This is a genomic window from Paracoccus sp. PARArs4 (genome assembly GCF_947311865.1).
Taxonomy (GTDB): Bacteria; Pseudomonadota; Alphaproteobacteria; order Rhodobacterales; family Rhodobacteraceae; genus Paracoccus; species Paracoccus zeaxanthinifaciens.
In genome coordinates this window covers 54,857-70,819 of record NZ_CAMZMW010000004.1, presented here as the reverse complement: position 1 = coordinate 70,819, position 15,963 = coordinate 54,857, and the positions used below count along the sequence as shown (strand labels likewise).

14 protein-coding genes are annotated in these 15,963 nt (G+C 69.0%); 9 read left to right on the top strand and 5 right to left on the bottom strand.

Features of this window, described 5'->3' with window-relative positions:
* Positions 1-5 precede the first annotated feature (5 nt).
* Both glpX and QMZ16_RS04370 read right to left on the bottom strand, forming a co-directional pair.
* Positions 6-971: a class II fructose-bisphosphatase gene (glpX, locus tag QMZ16_RS04375; protein WP_022707192.1), complete on the bottom strand. Its 966-nt coding sequence runs from the start codon at positions 969-971 to the stop codon at positions 6-8.
* Between the two features lie 81 nt (positions 972-1,052).
* Complete coding sequence (locus QMZ16_RS04370; RefSeq protein ID WP_022707191.1) at positions 1,053-1,304, bottom strand: BolA family protein; 252 nt, start codon at positions 1,302-1,304, stop codon at positions 1,053-1,055.
* Positions 1,305-1,384: 80 nt separating this feature from the next.
* On the opposite strand from QMZ16_RS04370, the gene QMZ16_RS04365 reads away from it, so the two are divergent.
* Positions 1,385-2,014 (top strand): J domain-containing protein, encoded by a 630-nt coding sequence (locus QMZ16_RS04365; RefSeq protein ID WP_022707190.1) that lies wholly within the window; start codon positions 1,385-1,387, stop codon positions 2,012-2,014.
* Here the strand turns inward: QMZ16_RS04365 and lnt are convergent.
* On the bottom strand, positions 2,001-3,545 hold the full coding sequence (lnt, locus tag QMZ16_RS04360; protein WP_282602284.1) for an apolipoprotein N-acyltransferase: 1,545 nt from the start codon (positions 3,543-3,545) through the stop codon (positions 2,001-2,003). The genes QMZ16_RS04365 and lnt overlap by 14 nt on opposite strands.
* A 7-nt stretch (positions 3,546-3,552) precedes the next feature.
* Positions 3,553-5,676 carry a DEAD/DEAH box helicase gene (locus QMZ16_RS04355; RefSeq protein ID WP_282602283.1) on the bottom strand — a complete coding sequence of 708 codons (2,124 nt, stop codon included), beginning with the start codon at positions 5,674-5,676 and terminating at the stop codon, positions 3,553-3,555.
* A 279-nt stretch (positions 5,677-5,955) separates the two neighbouring features.
* Here QMZ16_RS04355 and QMZ16_RS04350 point away from each other — a divergent pair, with 279 nt between their 5' ends.
* From QMZ16_RS04350 to QMZ16_RS04315, 8 genes are all read left to right on the top strand, one after another.
* Entirely contained in the window at positions 5,956-7,956 is a 2,001-nt protein-coding gene (locus tag QMZ16_RS04350) for a sodium:proton antiporter (RefSeq protein WP_282602282.1), read from the top strand.
* Between the two features lie 70 nt (positions 7,957-8,026).
* Complete coding sequence (argS, locus tag QMZ16_RS04345) at positions 8,027-9,769, top strand: arginine--tRNA ligase (RefSeq protein ID WP_282602281.1); 1,743 nt, start codon at positions 8,027-8,029, stop codon at positions 9,767-9,769.
* 70 nt (positions 9,770-9,839) lie between these two features.
* Positions 9,840-10,982, top strand: a complete 1,143-nt coding sequence (locus QMZ16_RS04340; RefSeq protein ID WP_282602280.1) for an SPOR domain-containing protein — start codon at positions 9,840-9,842, stop codon at positions 10,980-10,982.
* A 4-nt stretch (positions 10,983-10,986) separates the two neighbouring features.
* Complete coding sequence (gene nagZ / locus QMZ16_RS04335) at positions 10,987-11,973, top strand: beta-N-acetylhexosaminidase (protein ID WP_282602279.1); 987 nt, start codon at positions 10,987-10,989, stop codon at positions 11,971-11,973.
* A gap of 58 nt (positions 11,974-12,031) precedes the next feature.
* Entirely contained in the window at positions 12,032-12,856 is an 825-nt protein-coding gene (locus QMZ16_RS04330) for a ScpA family protein (RefSeq protein WP_022707183.1), read from the top strand.
* Positions 12,840-13,499 (top strand): SMC-Scp complex subunit ScpB, encoded by a 660-nt coding sequence (scpB, locus tag QMZ16_RS04325; RefSeq protein WP_022707182.1) that lies wholly within the window; start codon positions 12,840-12,842, stop codon positions 13,497-13,499. The genes QMZ16_RS04330 and scpB overlap by 17 nt, the downstream gene beginning before the upstream one ends.
* A gap of 12 nt (positions 13,500-13,511) precedes the next feature.
* Positions 13,512-13,700, top strand: coding sequence for a hypothetical protein (locus QMZ16_RS04320; protein WP_282602278.1), 189 nt, complete (start codon positions 13,512-13,514; stop codon positions 13,698-13,700).
* Between the two features lie 39 nt (positions 13,701-13,739).
* Positions 13,740-14,843 carry a class I SAM-dependent RNA methyltransferase gene (locus QMZ16_RS04315; protein WP_282602277.1) on the top strand — a complete coding sequence of 368 codons (1,104 nt, stop codon included), beginning with the start codon at positions 13,740-13,742 and terminating at the stop codon, positions 14,841-14,843.
* On the opposite strand, the gene QMZ16_RS04310 is transcribed toward QMZ16_RS04315, so the two are convergent.
* The gene (locus QMZ16_RS04310) at positions 14,840-15,910 is read right to left on the bottom strand and encodes a 2'-deoxycytidine 5'-triphosphate deaminase (protein WP_282602276.1); all 1,071 of its coding nucleotides are present in this window, start codon (positions 15,908-15,910) and stop codon (positions 14,840-14,842) included. The genes QMZ16_RS04315 and QMZ16_RS04310 overlap by 4 nt on opposite strands.
* Between the last annotated feature and the right edge of the window lie 53 nt (positions 15,911-15,963).

The window sequence follows — 15,963 nt, the reverse complement described above, 5'->3', positions numbered from 1 at the left end:
GTGCCTTACTTGACCGGGTTGCGATAGATCATGCGACGGACCGAGCCGGTCTTGGAACGCATCAGGATCGTCTCGGTCTGCAGGTAACCGGGCTCGCGCTTGACGCCCGCCACGATCGAGCCGTTGGTCACGCCCGTCGCCGCGAAGATCACGTCGGCGGTCACAAGGTCGTCGCGCGCATAGATGCGGTCCAGATCGGTGATCCCCGCCTTGCGCGCGCGGCCCTTCTCGTCATCGTTGCGGAACAGCAGGCGGCCCCACATCTGCCCGCCCATGCATTTCAGCGCGGCGGCGGCCAGCACGCCCTCGGGGGCACCGCCCGAACCCATGTACATGTCGATGCCGGTCAGCTCGGCCTCGGCGCAGTGGATGACGCCCGCGACGTCGCCATCGGTGATCAGGCGGATCGCGGCGCCGGTCTCGCGGACCTCGGCGATCATGTCCTCGTGGCGGGGACGTTCCAGGATGCAGACGGTGATGTCGCTTTCCTTGCACCCGCGCGCGGCGGCCAGCGCGCGCACGCGTTCGGCCGGGCTCATGTCCAGGCTGACGACATCGACCGGATAGCCCGGCCCGATGGCCAGCTTGTCCATATAGACGTCGGGCGCGTGCAGCAGCGTGCCGCGCGGGGCCATGGCGATCACGGTCAGCGCGTTCGGCATGTCCTTGGCGGTCAGCGTGGTGCCTTCCAGCGGGTCCAGCGCGATGTCCACCTCGGGGCCCTGGCCGGTGCCGACCTCCTCGCCGATGAACAGCATGGGGGCCTCGTCGCGCTCACCCTCGCCGATGACGACGACGCCCTTGATGTCCAGCATGTTCAGCTGGTCGCGCATGGCGTTCACGGCGGCCTGGTCGGCGGCCTTCTCGTCGCCGCGTCCGATCAGCAGGGCCGAGGCATGGGCCGCGGCCTCGCTGACGCGGGCGAGGCCCAGGGACAGCATGCGGTCGTTGAAATCCTTTGGCGCGGTCATGTCCCTCATCCTCTCCTCTGGCGGGTTCAACGCTTCTTAGGCGGCACCCCCGGCAGTCACAAGACTGACGGCGCTAACGTGTCAGCTTTCGGACAGTTCCAGCGCCAATGCGTGAATGCGCGGCACGATGTCGCCCAGTGTCGCATGGACCAGGCGGTGCTGCGCGATGCGGGTCCGGCCCGCGAATTCCGCGCTGGCCATGCGGATGCGGAAATGGCTCTCTCCGCCCTCGCGGAAGCCTGCATGGCCGCGATGGCCCTCGCTCTCGTCGATGATTTCCAGCCGGCTGGGGTTCAGCGCCTTCAGCCTGTCGCGCATCTGGTCAGCGATCATCGTCTAATCCTCCGTCAAGACCTTTCATGTCCCGTCAAAAAGCCTACACTGCCGCCTCCGAGTCGCAGAGGTGCCCGAGAATGAGCAAGAACGACCCCTTCGGTTTCGACATTTCCGCCGCCAAGGACAAGAAGCGCAAGACCAAAGGGCGGCGCGGCATGTCGGGGGCGTTCGAAACCTCCACCCGCATGTGCGAGAAGGAGGGCTGCAACGAGCCCGGCCAGTATCGCGCGCCCAAGAACCCCCGGAACCTCGACGACTATTTCTGGTTCTGCAAGGACCATGTCCGCGAATACAACGCGAACTGGAACTATTTCCAAGGCCAGTCCGAGGAAGAGTTCCAAGAATTCATCGACAACGCGACCGTCTGGGAACGCCCGACCAAGCCCTTCTCGAAATCCACCGAGGAGCAGAAATGGGCGCGTCACGGCATCAGCGACCCGCACGAGATCCTAGGCGCGAACGGCACCGCCCCCGAGGCCCGCGCCAAGGTCGCCGCGCGCAAGCTGCCGCCCACGGAACGCAAGGCGCTGGAGATCCTGGAAGCCAAGGACACCTGGACCCGCCCCGAGATCCGCAAGCAGTACAAGTCGCTGGTCAAGGACCTGCATCCCGACATGAACGGCGGCGACCGCTCCGACGAGGAACGCCTGTCCGAGGTCGTCTGGGCCTGGGATCAGATCAAGGAAAGCCGCTTCATCCGCGACTGATGCGGCGCCTGCGCAGGGCGGTCGTTCCGATGACCGCCACCAGCAGCAGGACCAGCGGCAGGTTGCCCATGCGCAGCCATGTGGTTTCGGGCAGGGCGCCGGGCAGGGCCGCGTCCATCGCGCCGGCCTCGTTCAGGGGCAGGCTGTCGCGGACCCCGCCCCGCGCGTCGATCACCGCGCTGACGCCGGTATTGGCGGACCTGACCAGCGGCAGCCCGGTCTCGATCGCGCGCAGCCTTGCCTGGGCCAGGTGCTGATACGGCCCCGAGACCTTGCCGAACCACGCGTCGTTCGTGATCTGCAGCAGCCAGCCCGGCCGTTCCGGCAATCCGCGCAGATGCTGCGGAAAGATCGCCTCGTAGCAGATCAGCGGCTGGAAATCGGGAATGCCGTCGATGCCCATCACCTGCGGGCCGGGGCCTGCGGAATATCCGTTGCCGTGCTGGGCCGCGAAGGCGGTGATCCCGATCCGCGCAAGAGCATCGCCCCAGGGCATGTATTCCCCGAAGGGCACGAGGTGGAACTTGTCATAGATCTGCCCGACCGCGCCGCCATCGCCGATCACCGCAAGGCTGTTCATCCACCGCGCCCCGTCCCGGCGCTGGATGCCCATGACCAGGGGCGCCCCCGCCGCCTGCGACATCGCGGGCAGCACGGGGGTCGCGTCTTCCAGCAGGAAGTTCACGGCGGTTTCCGGCCAGATCACCAGGTCGCGCCTGCCGGGGGTGGCGGACAGGTCCAGCAGGCGGTCGAAGAAGACCTGTGACCATTCGGGGTCCCATTTCAGCGCCTGCGTGGCGTTCGGCTGAACGATGCGCAGAACCAGGTCGCGATCCTGCGGCAGGGGCGCTGCCAGACGCGACAGGCCCGCGGCCCATGCGCCGCCCAGCACCGCGATCGCCGCGATCGCGCCGGACATGACGGATGCGCGACCGGGCCGCCACAGCGCCACGGGCAGCGCGGCCATCAGCAGCGTCAGCGCGGACAGGCCTGTCGCGCCGACATGCGCGGCCATCTGCGCGACGGGCGTGTCGATCCAGACCTGCCCGACCTGCGCCCAGGGAAAGCCCGTGAAGATCCAGCCGCGCAGCCAGTCCGACAGCGCAAGCGCGGCGGCGATGCCGATTGCGCGCCCCCGCCACCCGCCCGCGATCCGCGCGGCCAGCAGGCCGGGAACGGCCCAGAACAGGGCGCCCCCCGCAGCCATCAGAACGACCGCGAAGGGGGCCATCCAGCCATAGATCTCGGGTTCGACAAGGAAGGGCTCGGCGATCCAGAACATCGCCAGTGCGAACCATCCGAGGCCCGCGGCAAAGCCGTGCCAGAAGCCCGCGGCGGGCCGTGCACGCGCCATGCGCCAGATCAGCATCGCCAGCGCGACAGGGGTCGCGGCCCAGATACCGAAGGGCGCAAGCCCGAGCGCGGCGACCGCGCCCAGGCCAAGATCGGGAAGAAGCCTCCGCAGGGGCGCCCTGCCGCGCCGTGTCAGGCGGGGCGGGCGCAACCCGATGCGGGGGCGATCGGCGGGCATCGTGGCCTCAGGCCTCGGTGCTGTCCTGGGCCGTGCTTTCGGGCGCGGGGCTTTCCGGCGCGGGGCTTTCGGGCTCGGCCTTCTTGGCGCGCGAACGACGCTTGGGCTTCGGAGCCTCTTCGGTGGCTTCGGCCTCGGGTGCTACCTCGGCGGTCTCGGCCTTCTTGGCGCGCGAACGACGCTTGGGCTTCGGGGCCTCTTCGGTGGTTTCGGCCTCGGGCGCTGCCTCGGCGGTCTCGGCCTTCTTCGCGCGCGAGCGGCGCTTGGGCTTCGGAGCCTCTTCGGTGGCTTCGGCCTCGGGCGCTGCCTCGGCGGTTTCGGCCTTCTTTGCGCGCGAACGACGCTTGGGCTTCGGAGCCTCTTCGGTCGTCACGGCTTCCTCGGCCGGTGCCTCGGGTGCGGCGGCTTCGGGCGCAGCAGCCTCGGGTGCGGGCGCCTCAACGGCTTCGGCTGCTGCCTGTTCGACAGGGGCCTCGGCTTCGACAGGGGCATCGGCGGGGGCTTCGGCAGGCGTGTCGGCTGCCTTGTCGTCGGATTTGCGGCGGCTGCGGCTGCGGCTGCGCTTGGGCTTCGGAGCCTCGGCCTCGGGGGCGGGTGCGGCTTCGACGGTCTCGGCCTCGGGATCGTCATCCGGGGTGATGCCGGCCTTCGGCCACAGGTCGACCAGCATGAACTGCGGGACGTGATCGCCCATGCCCTTCACGGGCGCACCGCGATCGCGGCCCCCATCGCGCCCGCCATCGCGGCGGTTGCTGCCGCGGCGATCGTCGCGACGTTCCTCGCGGCGCTCGTTGGACTGCCTGGGCTGCTCCTCGGCCTGCTTGGTCTCGGGCTGGCGGGCCTCCGACTGCCGGGATTCGGACTGCCGGCCCTCGGACTGGTCGTCCTTGCGGCGGCGGCTGCGGGTGCGGGTGCCGCCCGACTTGCGCTCTTCGCGGTCATCGGATTTCGGTGCCCGCGACGGGGCGGTCGAGGCCTGGAAGCCTTCGGGAATGTCGGCGCGGGGCAGGGTCATCTTCACCAGCGATTCAATGGCGGTCAGGTATTTCTCGTCCGAGGGCGTGGCGATGCTGTAGGCGGTGCCCAGACGACCGGCGCGACCCGTGCGGCCGATGCGGTGGACGTAATCCTCGGCATGGCTGGGCAGATCGTAGTTGAAGACGTGGCTGACGGCCGGGATGTCCAGGCCGCGTGCGGCCACGTCGGATGCGACCAGCAGGCGCAGCCCGCCGTCGCGGAAGGATTCCAGCGTGCGGGTCCGCTGGCTCTGGTCCAGGTCGCCATGGATCGGCGCGGCGTCATAGCCGTGCTTCTTGAGCGATTTCGCGACGATGTCCACGTCGGTCTTGCGGTTGCAGAAGATGATCGCGTTGGTCAGCTTCTCGCCCTCGGCATCGACCAGGGCGCGCAGCAGGTCGCGCTTCTGCTTGGCGACCAGGTCGCGGCGCGGGGGCGCCAGTTCGACCAGGCGCTGCGTGATCGTCTCGCTGGTGGTGGCCTGGCGGGCGATCTCGATGCGTTCCGGCGCGTGCAGGAAGGTGTTGGTGATGCGCTCGATCTCGGGGGCCATGGTGGCGCTGAAGAACAGCGTCTGGCGCGTGAAGGGCGTCAGCTGGAAGATGCGCTCGATATCGGGGATGAAGCCCATGTCCAGCATGCGGTCGGCCTCGTCCACGACCATGACCTTGACGTCGGTCAGGATCAGCTTGCCGCGCTCGAAATGGTCCAGCAGGCGGCCCGGCGTCGCGATCAGCACGTCCACGCCGCGGTCGATCAGCTTGTCCTGTTCGCCGAAGCTGACGCCGCCGATCAGCAGCGCCTTGGTCAGCTTGGTGTGCTTTGCATAGACGTCGAAATTCTCGGCCACCTGGGCGGCCAGTTCGCGCGTCGGGCACAGCACCAGGCTGCGCGGCATGCGCGCACGCGCCCGGCCACGGCCCAGCAGCGTGATCATCGGCAGGGTGAAGCTGGCGGTCTTGCCGGTCCCCGTCTGCGCGATCCCCAGCACGTCGCGGCCTTCCAGCGCGGGCGGGATGGCACCGGCCTGGATCGGCGTCGGCTGCTCATAGCCTGCCTCGGCGATGGCCTTCAGAACCTTGGGGTCGAGCTTGAGATCGGTGAACTTGGTCATTCAGGGCTTTCCACTGGGCCGCACCCGAAGGCGCGTCGCGTTCCATGTCGCGGCGCCGATCCGTTCAAGGCGCCGATCTGATGGGACGCAATTCCGCACGCCCCGCCGTACTGCCTGTCGGATACAGGCCCGCACGCCCTAGAACAATGTGTCCCAAAGGTCAATCTTTTGCGCCCGCGACCGATCATCCCTCGCACAGGTAGGGGAACCCGACACGATGGTGGTGGTTCCGCAACGCGGCTTCGATATGATGGTCCGCAAACCATGGGGATGAATTCAATGGCAACCGAGATCACCGGCGGGCTCAGCCCGATGCAGGCCTTCGCCATCGTCGGCGCGGCGGGCGTGGGCGCGCAGTGGCTGGCATGGCGGTTCCGGATGCCCGCCATCGTACTGATGCTGGCGGCGGGCCTGCTGCTGGGGCCGGTCACGGGCATCTTCGTGCCCGAGCGCGACATCGGCGACTTGGTGCAGCCGATGATCGCGCTGGCCGTCGCGGTGATCCTGTTCGAGGGGGGGCTGACGCTCAGCTTCAAGCAGCTGGCGGATGCGCGGCCCGCGGTCAGGCGGCTGGTCTATGTGGGCGCGCCGCTTGGCTGGCTGATGTCGGCACTGGCGCTGAAATACGGCGCGGGGCTCAGCTGGGCCAGCGCGCTGGTCTTCGGGGGCATCATGATCGTCACGGGCCCCACCGTGATCGCGCCGCTGCTGCGCCAAGCCAAGCTGATATCCCGCCCCGCGCAGGTCCTGCAATGGGAGGCGATCGTCAACGACCCATTGGGCGCGCTGGCCGCCGTTCTGGCGCTGGAGGTCGTGCTGGTCCTGAACACCGGCCTCGGCTGGGGCGATGCGGTGCTGCAGCTGGCCTTGGGGATCGGCTTCGCGACGGTGGTCGGCGGCGCGGCGGGCTGGTTCGTGGCACGGGCCTTCCGGCTGGGCTGGGTGCCCGAATACATGAAGGTGCCGCTGCTGTTCGTGCTGGTCATCGTCGTCTTCGCGGTCTCGGACGCGCTGCTGCACGAATCCGGCCTGCTGGCGGTGACGGTCATGGGCCTGGTGATCGCCAACAGCAACCTGCCCAGCTATCACGAGCTGCACCGCTTCAAGGAACATGCCACGATCCTGCTGGTCAGCGGCGTCTTCATCCTGCTGGCCGCGGGCATCCAGTTCGAGGACATGGCCCTGCTGGGATGGCGCGCCGCGCTGTTCCTTGTGCTGGTCGTGCTGGTGGCGCGTCCGCTGACGGTGCTGGTGTCGCTGATCGGGACGAACCTGCCGCGCAACGAACGGCTGCTGGTCGCGCTGACCGGGCCGCGCGGGGTGGTGCTGGTCTCGGTCGCGGGGATCTTCGGTGAACGGCTGGTTGCCGCGGGCTTCGAGGATGCGGCCCAGATCGCGCCGCTGGCCTTCCTGCTGGTCCTTGCGACCGTCATCTTGCACGGCTTCGCGCTGAAACCGCTGGCCGCGCGGCTGGGGCTGACCTCGGGGGACAAGCCGGGGCTGATGGTGGTGGGCGGTTCGCTGTTCGCCACCGGCCTTGCCAAGGCGCTGGAGAAGGCGGGGGTGAACGTGCTGGTCACCGACACGAACCGCGACCACCTGCGCACCGCCCGCGCCGCCGGGGTCCACACCTTCTATGGCGACATCCTGGGCGAGGCGGCGGAACACAATGTCGAGTTCATCGCCTATTCCGCGATCCTCGCGGCATCCGACAACGACGCCTACAACACGCTGGTCGCGACCGACCTTGCCCCCGAATACGGCCGCGAGGCGATCTGGCAGCTGGCCCGCCACAAGGAGGATCGCGCCCGCCACGCCCTGCCGAACCAGCTGGGCGGCCAGACGATCATGGGCAACCGGACGCTGGCGCAGTACCTGGACCTGCTGGCCGAGGGCTGGATCTTCCGCACCACCCGCCTGACCGAGGAATACACGCTGGACCACTGGCGCGAGGCCCGCCCCGAGGCCGTTCCGCTGGTCGTCGTGCAGGGATCCGAGATGTGGTTCGTCCACGAGGATGCCGACCTGGTGGGTAAGCCCGACACGCATATCGTGTCGATGCTGCCGCGCGAGACCGCCGAGCGCCTTGCCGCCGAAGCCGAATCCGCCCCCGGCGACGGTGGCCGCGCCGTCGCCCGCGCCGAGGCCGAGGCCGTCCGGCGGGGCGAGGGCAACGGATCGGTCCCCGGCGGCCAGCCCCGCCGCACCGAGATCGAGGAGGTCGCCGAGACCGCCAAGGACGATCCCGGCCTGATCGAAAGCAGCGGAGACGACCGGTGAGGCGGGTGCGGGCTGTTGACCTTCGGGCGCGGCAGGGGCTAATCCGCGTGGGTCAATCAGGAAGCCTACCATGAACCTCTTCACCGATCTCCGCGACCGCGTCATCCAGGCGCTGGACCAGATGGCCGAGGCCGGCGAGCTGCCGCAGGGCCTGGACCATGCCAATGTCACGGTCGAACCGCCCCGCGATCCCGCCCATGGCGACATGGCGACCAATGCCGCGATGGTGCTGGCCAAGCCCGCCGGGCTGAAGCCCCGCGACATCGCCGAGCGTCTGGCCGCACGCCTGACCGACGACCGCATCACCTCGGCCGAGGTGGCGGGTCCGGGCTTCCTGAACCTGCGCCTGTCGCCCGCCGTCTGGCAGGGCATCGTGCGCGACGCGCTGGTCGCGGGCGCCGATTACGGGCGCTCGACCATCGGTGCCGACCAAAAGGTCAATGTCGAGTTCGTCAGCGCGAACCCGACCGGCCCGATGCATGTGGGCCATGTCCGCGGCGCGGTCTTCGGCGATGCGCTGGCGAACCTGCTGGACTTCTCGGGGCATGACGTCACGCGCGAATACTACATCAACGACGGCGGCGCGCAGGTCGATGTGCTGGCACGTTCCGCATACGAACGTTACCGCGAGGCGAACGGGCTGGAGCCCGAGATCCGCGAGGGGCTCTATCCCGGCGACTACCTGATCCCGGTGGGCGAGGCGCTGAAGGCGAAATACGGCGACAGCCTGCTGGACCGCCCCGAATCCGAATGGCTGGCCGAGATCCGCGACTTCGCGACCGAGGCCATGATGGAGGTGATCCGCCAGGACCTCGACGCCCTGGGCGTCCGCATGGATGTCTACAGCAGCGAGAAGGCGCTTTACGGTTCGGGCCGGATCGAGGCCGCGATCGAGCGGCTGCGCGGCATGGACCTGATCTATCGCGGCGTGCTGGAACCGCCCAAGGGCAAGCTGCCCGAGGATTGGGAGGAGCGCGAGCAGCTTCTGTTCCGGTCATCGGCGCATGGCGACGACGTGGACCGCCCGATCCAGAAATCGGACGGGGCCTGGACTTATTTCGCGCCCGACATCGCCTATCACTGGGACAAGATCGACCGCGGCTTCGACCAGCTGATCGACGTGTTCGGCGCCGATCACGGCGGCTATGTCAAGCGCATGAACGCGGCGGTCAAGGCGCTGTCGAACGGTCGCGTGCCGCTGGACATCAAGCTGATCCAGCTGGTCAAGCTGTTCAAGAACGGCGAGCCGTTCAAGATGTCCAAGCGCGCCGGCACCTTCGTCACCCTGCGCGACGTGGTCGAGGAGGCGGGCGCCGACGTGACCCGCTTCATCATGCTGACCCGCAAGAACGACGCGGCGCTGGATTTCGACTTCGCCAAGGTGCTGGAGCAGTCGAAGGACAACCCCGTCTGGTACGTGCAATACGCCAATGCGCGCGTGAATTCGGTCCTGCGCCGCGCCGCCGAGGCGGGGATCGACGCATCCGACGCGGCGCTGACCGCCGCCGACCTGTCCGTCCTGTCGCATCCGGCCGAGCTGGACCTTGCCCGCAAGATCGCCGAATGGCCGCGCCTGGTGGAACATGCCGCGCGGGCACACGAGCCGCACCGCATCGCGTTCTTCCTCTATGAGATCGCGTCGGAGTTGCATTCGCTGTGGAATCGCGGCAATGACGATCTGTCATTGCGCTTTCTGCAAGAAGGCGACGCGGCCACGAGTCAGGGAAAAATTGCACTGGCACGGGCCGTCGGCGTTGTGATTTCGGGCGGTCTCGCTATTCTTGGCGTCAGACCGGCGGAAGAAATGCGCTGACCAACAGCCTCCGCCGCCGGCCATACCAAGGCAGTCAACGAAACCCGGGCAAACCGGCAGGCAGGCAGACATGGCAGTGATGGATTTCCGCGAAGGCGGCTATGTGTTCTCGCGCCACAAGGTGAAGCGCGAATTCTCCTATGACCAGGCGAACTGGCGCGGCGATGAGGCCGGAACCGATGCGGAATATCCCGCAGGCGCTGGTTCCGACGGCATCGGCGCGCGGGTCGCGCGGCTGACGCATTACGTCGGCGCGCTGGCCTCGGTCGGGTTGATGATCGGGCTTCTGGCCTGGGGGTGGGAACTGGTTTCGCGCGACGTTTCGGGCGTTCCGGTCATCCGCGCGATCCAAGGCGAGGCGCGGACCACGCCGGAAAATCCGGGCGGTCAGCTGACGAATCACACCGGTCTGGCCGTGAACACGGTCGCCGCCGGCGAACAGGCCGGCGCGACCTCGCAGGTCGCGATCGCGCCTGCCGCCACCGAACTGGCCGAGGATGATGTTGCCATGGGGCAACTGGGTGCCACGGCCCGCGAACCCGCGAACCCGTCCGAGACGCAGCTGAACTTCGACGGCGAACCCGTCGTGCCGCTGTCGGATGCCGAGGCACGCGCCCTGGCCGAGGCCGAGGCCGCCCAGGCATCGGAACGCGCCCTGGCCGACCAGGCCGTGAACGAGGCCGCGATCATCGACGCCCCCGCATCCGAGGGGCCGGTCACCGCCGTCGTCACCGACGAGACCGGCGCCCCCGCGCAGGCCACCGCCATCACCGAGGCCCTTGCCCAGGCGCAGGCCGAGGCCAGCCCCGGCGTCCTCGTGGCCTCGACCCGTCCGGCACCCCGTCCGCGCACCACGCGCGTGGCGGCAGCCCCCGCCGCGACCCGCACCGATGCGGCACCGGCAGCCGCCGCTGCGGCACCCGCCGAACGTCCCGCGCCCGAACCCGCGCCCGTCGCTGCCAGCACGGCCAGCGGTCCGGTGGTCCAGGTCGGCGCCTTCGACAGCAACGCCATCGCCCAGGGCGAATGGCAGCGCCTGGCGGGCCGCAACTCGGGGCTGTTCTCGGGGAAATCGCCGGTGATCCAGCAGCACCAGTCGAACGGGCGCACCTTCTGGCGCCTGCGCGTCGCGGGCTTCGGGTCGCTGTCGCAGGCACGCGAATTCTGCTCGGCGCTGAAATCGTCGGGAACCGACTGCTTGGCGCTGAACTGAGCCGATGACCAGCGCGACGATCCTGGGCGGCATCGCCGGAACGGTCCTGACCGCCGACGAGGCCGCCTTCTTTCGCGAGGCCGATCCCTGGGGCTTCATCCTGTTCGGCAGGAATGTCGAAAGCCCCGATCAGTTGCGTCGCCTGACCGACGACCTGCGCAAGGCGGTCGGTCGCGATGCGCTGATCACGGTCGACCAGGAAGGTGGGCGCGTGCAGCGCCTGCGCGCGCCGCATTGGCGCGACTGGCCCGCGCCGCTGTCGCAGGCGAATGCCGGTCCGCGCGCGATGTGGCTGCGATATCACCTGATCGGCCAGGAACTGCGCGCGGTCGGGATCGATTCGAACTGCGCGCCGACGCTGGACGTGGCGCAGGATGCGACCCATCCCTTCCTGCGGGACCGCTGCCTCGGGACCGACCCGGCGCGGATCGCCCAGCTGGGCCGGGCCGCTGCGCAGGGGATGCTGGATGCGGGCGTGCTGCCCGTGGTCAAGCATATGCCGGGCCATGGCCGCGCGCAGGCCGACAGCCATCACGACCTGCCCGTGGTGGATGCCGATGCGGCCGACCTGTCGGCGCTGGATTTCGCGCCCTTCCGCGCGCTGGCGGACCTGCCTTTGGGGATGACCGCGCATATCCGCTTCACCGCGCTGGATGACCGGCCTGCCACGGCGTCGGCTGCGGTGATCGACGCGATCCGGCGCGATATCGGCTTCGACGGGTTGCTTATGACCGACGACATCACGATGAACGCCTTGCCCGGCAGCCATGCCGACCGTGCCCGCGCCTCGGTCCAGGCGGGGTGCGACGTGGTGCTGCACTGCAACGGCGACATCGCCCAGATGCGCCCCGTGGTCGAGGCTGCGGGCGCGATGGGCCCCGATGCGCTGCACCGCGCCGATGCCGCGCTGGCCCTGCGCCATCCGCCGCAGGCCGCCGATCAGGTTGCCTTGCTGGCCGAATGGCAGGACCTGACCCGCGCCATCGCTTGACAGACAGGGCAGGGGGCGGGACGCTTCGGTCCTTGCCCCGCCCGCCAAGGATACCCCTTTGCCCCGACCCCACGCCCCCCATCTGCGGCCCGTTCCGGACCCCGATCACGACGCCGATGCCGTCGCGCAGCGCCGCGCGGACGAGGCGCTGATCGTCGATGTTGAGGGCTACGAGGGGCCGCTGGACCTGCTGTTGACCATGGCGCGGACGCAGAAGGTCGACCTGCTGAAGATCAGCGTCCTGGAACTGGCCGAGCAGTACCTGGTCTTCGTCGAGAAGGCGCGCGCCCTGCGGATCGAGCTGGCCGCCGACTATCTGGTGATGGCCGCCTGGCTGGCCTTCCTGAAATCGCGCCTGCTGTTGCCGCCCGACCCCGAGGCCGAGGGCCCCTCGGCCGAGGACATGGCCGAGCATCTGGCCTTCCAGCTGGAGCGGCTGTCCGCCATGCGCCAGGCCGCCGAGCGGCTTATGGGCCGCGACCGGCTGGGGCAGACCCGCTTTGCCCGTGGGGCGCCGGAAACGGTGACGCGGGCGCGGCGGACCGAATGGCAGGCCGGGCTGATCGACCTGATGCGCGCCTATGCCCGGCTGAAGACCAAGGACGAGTTCCGCCCCTTCGCCTTCGACCGCACCGATGTCTTCACCATGGAACAGGCGCTGGACCGGCTGCGGCGCATGATCGGCTTTGCGGGGCAATGGACGGACCTGTCGGTCTTTCTGCCCGAGGGCTGGTCGTCCGAGCCTGCGCGCCGGCGCAGCGCGACCGCCGCGACCTTCGCGGCCTCGCTGGAACTTGCGCGGCAGGGGAGGCTGGAGATACGCCAGTCCGACACCTTCGCGCCCATCTCCTATCGCGAAAGAAGCAATGACGACCGCGCCTGACACCGCCGATTTCCCGCCCCCGCCCATGGCCGAACAGGAACGCATGGTCGAGGCGATCCTGTTCGCGGCACCCGCGCCCGTGTCGATGCGCGAACTGGCCGCGCGGATGCCGCAGGGCTGCGACCCGGCCGAGGCGGTGCGTGCATTGCGGGCGTCCTATGCGGGGCGCGGGGTGGTGCTGGAACGGATCGGCGACGGCTATGCCTTCCGCACCGCGCCCGACCTGTCCTTCCTGATGCAGACCGAGACCGTCGAGGCCCGCCGCCTGTCGCGCGCCGCGATCGAGACGCTGGCCATCATCGCCTATCACCAGCCCGTCACCCGCGCCGAGATCGAGGAGATCCGCGGCGTCGCCGTCAATCGCGGCACGCTGGACCAGCTGATCGAGATGGAGTGGGTCCGCATGGGTCGCCGTCGCCAGACCCCCGGCCGCCCCGCGACCTTCGTGGTGACCGAAGGCTTCCTCGATCATTTCGGGCTGGAATCGGCACGCGACCTGCCGGGGCTGTCGGAGCTGCGCGCGGCGGGGTTGCTGGAATCGCGCCCGCCCTCGGACGGATTGGCCCCGCCCCTTGTGGGACGCGACGACGAGGACGATATTGAACCCGAGGGTCCCGCCGAGGATCTGTTCGAGGATGAATAGGGGAACGCGGCCATGAACATGAACCAGCTTCTCAACATGTTCACCAGGCTTGTCGCGCGGCGCGCGATGAACTGGGGGATCAACAAGGGCATGAAGACGCTGTCGCGCAAGGGCGGCCAGCAGGGCGGTCCGCAGCAGGATGTCCAGACGGGCGATCTGAAGAAGCGGATGCGCAACGTGAACCGGATGACGCGACGCTGAAGGCTTTGCTTTGTCGCCAGCCCGCGCTAGGGCATGGCGATGGAGCAGAACGATCTCGAAATCTTCCTGGTAGCGACGCCGGGTCTTGAAGCACCGCTGGCCGCCGAGGCTGCGGCGCTTGGCTGGAAACCGGAACAGCAGCCGAGTGGCGTGACCATCCGCGGCGGCTGGCCCGATGTCTGGCGCGCGAACCTGTGGCTGCGCGGCGCGACCCGCGTGCTAGTGCGGATCGGCGGCTTCCGCGCGATGCATCTGGCGCAGCTGGACAAGCGCGCGCGCAAGTTCCCCTGGGCCGACATCCTGCCCCGCGACCTGCCGGTCAAGGTCGAGACCGTCTGCCGCGCCTCGCGCATTTATCACGCCGGGGCCGCCACGCAGCGGATCGAGCGTGCCATCGCCGAAACGCTGAACCTGCCCGAGGGAGGCGAGGCCGCGATCGTCGTCAAGGCGCGGATCGAGGACGACCTGGTGACCTTCAGCATCGATTCGACCGGCGAATCGCTGCACAAGCGCGGCCACAAGGAGGCCGTCGCCAAGGCCCCCATGCGCGAAACGATGGCCGCGATGTTCCTGTCGCAGATGGGCTTCGACGGCAGCCAGCCGGTGCTGGACCCGATGTGCGGGTCGGGCACCTTCGCGATCGAGGCCGCCGAGATCGCATCGGGACTGGCCCCCGGACGCAGCCGCGGCTTCGCCTTCCAGCGGCTGGCGAATTTCGACCCGGACGCATGGGCCGCGATGGCTCCGCCCGCGCCGGGCAAGGCGCCGCAGCAGTTCTTCGGCTCGGACCGCGATGCGGGCGCGATCCGCATGTCGCAGGCCAATGCTGAACGCGCGGGCGTCGCGGGGACCGCGCGGTTCCGCCAATGCGCCATCGCCGACCTGCAGCGCCCCGATTGCGCGCGGGGCATCGTGATCGTGAACCCGCCCTATGGCGCACGGATCGGGAACAAGGGGCCGCTGTTCGGCCTGCACGCCAATATGGGCGAGGTGTTCCGCGAACGTTTCCAGGGCTGGCGCATCGGCATCGTCACCAGCGAAGGGGGCCTTGCCAAGGCCACGGGCCTGCCGTTCCAGCCGCCGGGCCCCATCGTGGCGCATGGCGGGCTGAAGATCCGCCTGTGGCAGACGGGTCCGCTTTAACGGAACTGCTTGGCCAGCTTGAGGCCCTGCCCCTGATAGTTCGAGGCGATGTCCTGACCGTAGAGGCGGTCGGGACGCGCCGCCATCCGTTCATAGATCAGGCGGCCCACGACCTGCCCGTGTTCCAGCACGAAGGGCGCCTCGTGGCAGCGCACTTCCAGAACGCCCCGCGCGCCGCGACCTTGGTGGCCGATGCCGAAGCCCGGATCGAAGAAACCCGCGTAATGGACGCGGAATTCGCCCACCATCGCCAGATAGGGGGCCATCTCGGCGGCATAATCCGCGGGAATGGAGACCGATTCGCGGCTGACGAGGATGTAGAACGCGCCGGGATCCAGGATCAGCCGCCCGTCCGAGGTGCGCAGCTCGTCCCAGAAATCGCGGGCGTCATAGGCGCCGATCCGGTCCAGGTCCACGACGCCGCTGTGGGGGCGCGCGCGATAGCCCACTAGGTCCCCCGTCGCGGCACGCAGATCGACCGAGAAGCCCAGGCCCTGGTCGATCAGCGCGGGCGTGTCGCCGGTCAGCGGCTGGTCGGCATGCAGCGCCGCAAGATCGGTGTCGTCCAGCACCGCCTGTCCCTGCCGCAGGCGCAGCTGGTTCAGGCGCATCCCCGGCCTGACCAGGACCGAGAAGCTGCGCGGGCAGATCTCGGCATAGAGCGGGCCGTCATACCCCTCGGGCAGGCGGTCGAACTCGGTGCCGTCATCCGTCACGAGGCGCGTCAGCAGGTCCAGCCGCCCCGTCGAGGACTTGGCGTTGGCGACGGCCTGAACGCCCTTGGGCAGGGTGATCCGCTCCATCAGCGGCACCAGATAGACGCAGCCGCGTTCCAGCACCGCCCCGTCGCTGAGATCCATCTGATGCATCTGGAAATCGGCCAGCCGGTCGGCGATTCGCCGATCCCGCCCGGCAAGGAAGCTGGCCCGCAGGCGATACGCCTTGTGGCCCAGCCGCAGGTCCAGCGATGCGGGCTGGATCTGTTCGGGAATGAAGGGGTGGTCCGCGGCGATGGCACCGCCATCGATCATGGCGCGGATCTGGCGGTCGGGCAGGACACCGTTCATCTGGAAATTCCTTGCAGGCGGAAACGAAAAACGCCCATCCCCGCAAAGGGATG

Bases quoted from the DNA above. Each gene is read 5' to 3' on its own strand.
- QMZ16_RS04365 (WP_022707190.1), top strand. From the start codon at position 1,385: ATGAGCAAGAACGACCCCTTCGGTTTCGACATTTCCGCCGCCAAGGAC.
- scpB (WP_022707182.1), top strand. From the start codon at position 12,840: ATGACGACCGCGCCTGACACCGCCGATTTCCCGCCCCCGCCCATGGCC.
- QMZ16_RS04310 (WP_282602276.1), bottom strand. From the start codon at position 15,910: ATGAACGGTGTCCTGCCCGACCGCCAGATCCGCGCCATGATCGATGGC.
- QMZ16_RS04340 (WP_282602280.1), top strand. From the start codon at position 9,840: ATGGCAGTGATGGATTTCCGCGAAGGCGGCTATGTGTTCTCGCGCCAC.
- QMZ16_RS04355 (WP_282602283.1), bottom strand. From the start codon at position 5,676: ATGACCAAGTTCACCGATCTCAAGCTCGACCCCAAGGTTCTGAAGGCC.
- QMZ16_RS04350 (WP_282602282.1), top strand. From the start codon at position 5,956: ATGGCAACCGAGATCACCGGCGGGCTCAGCCCGATGCAGGCCTTCGCC.
- QMZ16_RS04315 (WP_282602277.1), top strand. From the start codon at position 13,740: ATGGAGCAGAACGATCTCGAAATCTTCCTGGTAGCGACGCCGGGTCTT.
- glpX (WP_022707192.1), bottom strand. From the start codon at position 971: ATGACCGCGCCAAAGGATTTCAACGACCGCATGCTGTCCCTGGGCCTC.
- QMZ16_RS04320 (WP_282602278.1), top strand. From the start codon at position 13,512: ATGAACATGAACCAGCTTCTCAACATGTTCACCAGGCTTGTCGCGCGG.
- QMZ16_RS04370 (WP_022707191.1), bottom strand. From the start codon at position 1,304: ATGATCGCTGACCAGATGCGCGACAGGCTGAAGGCGCTGAACCCCAGC.
- lnt (WP_282602284.1), bottom strand. From the start codon at position 3,545: ATGCCCGCCGATCGCCCCCGCATCGGGTTGCGCCCGCCCCGCCTGACA.
- nagZ (WP_282602279.1), top strand. From the start codon at position 10,987: ATGACCAGCGCGACGATCCTGGGCGGCATCGCCGGAACGGTCCTGACC.
- argS (WP_282602281.1), top strand. From the start codon at position 8,027: ATGAACCTCTTCACCGATCTCCGCGACCGCGTCATCCAGGCGCTGGAC.